2 protein-coding genes are annotated in these 1067 nt (G+C 31.7%); one reads left to right on the forward strand and one right to left on the reverse strand.

Going from position 1 to position 1067, the window contains the following annotated elements; genetic code table 11:
• Positions 1–525 (reverse strand): hypothetical protein (locus tag ACYVTD_RS13670; RefSeq protein ID WP_461248282.1); only part of this gene is annotated, 525 nt, incomplete at its 3' end.
• A 117-nt stretch (positions 526–642) separates the two neighbouring features.
• Between ACYVTD_RS13670 and ACYVTD_RS13675 the strand changes: the two genes are divergently transcribed.
• On the forward strand, positions 643–1067 hold a 425-nt coding region (locus tag ACYVTD_RS13675), incomplete at its 3' end, for a hypothetical protein (protein ID WP_461248283.1).

The following is a 1067-nucleotide window of genomic DNA, read 5'->3' on the forward strand; positions in this document are numbered from 1 at the left end:
ATATATTCTAGTACTTGAATTATAAATATATGGTGCAACAAATTTACCATGTACTGTTTTAATAAACGGTACAGTAGAAAATAATTTTCCTTTCCCTAGCATACCTAATTGATTTTCCAGAAGATCATTATAGAATTCTACAAGCCATTTCTCATTAACAAGTTCCCAAAATTCTATGTTTTCTCGTAATAACGCAGGAAGTTTACTTGCATCAAGTATCTCCAATGAAATCTGTCTTGTCAAAATGTCATATAAATCTCCTAATTCTGGACGATTCTCAGTAAGATTGGAAGGCATCCATTCAGCATTTTGATTTTTAACTAAAGCACATAGTTTTTCATGAGCAAATAATTTTGCAATCCATTCACCGCGAACAATATAAGCATTTTTTTTACTGGTATAATTTCCATTAGTAGTTGGTAAAATGTTCTCATTATTAATCAAAGTTATCATTTCGTTATGTAAAGCTTTTAGTAGTTCATAATCGTTTCTATTATCAAGAGGAAATAAATTAAGAAAGTCCAATGTAAGCCATTTTCTATCTCTTATATCAAGTATTGCATCATGTAATAAAATAGCAAGTTCTTTACTTAAATTGACATTTTCTTCTGTGTTAGTGAAGATTTTTCAGGTTATAAAACAATGGAAATTCTTCACGAGGGCATTAGTAAAAGGCTAAAGAAATTGGGAACTTCGGTTTTACTATTTATGAAGAATATTGAGGAAATATCGTATTCTGTTAGTGAAATCAGTGACGAACTTGATTGTAACGGTTCTTATTTGTTAGAAAAAAAGAAAATTGGCGAAAAATGTTTCAAAATAACAGGAATAGGTGAGAATGTTACCGATGATGTAAGTTACTTGATGTATCTCCGACCTACTAGTTACAACAAAGATGTAAATATTGCCTTTGCCTGTGAATGGGACAAAAGCGGTTTTCCTGTCTTTTTTCCCGCTCCAGAAAAACACATTTGTGTTTATTTCCCTACGGATACCCCTAGCAATGTTAAATTTGTTGTACAAGCTCCATATGGAACAACTCCCAATCGAGGTGGTATACCTAACAC

It is taken from the genome of Treponema sp. R6D11 (assembly GCF_054786075.1).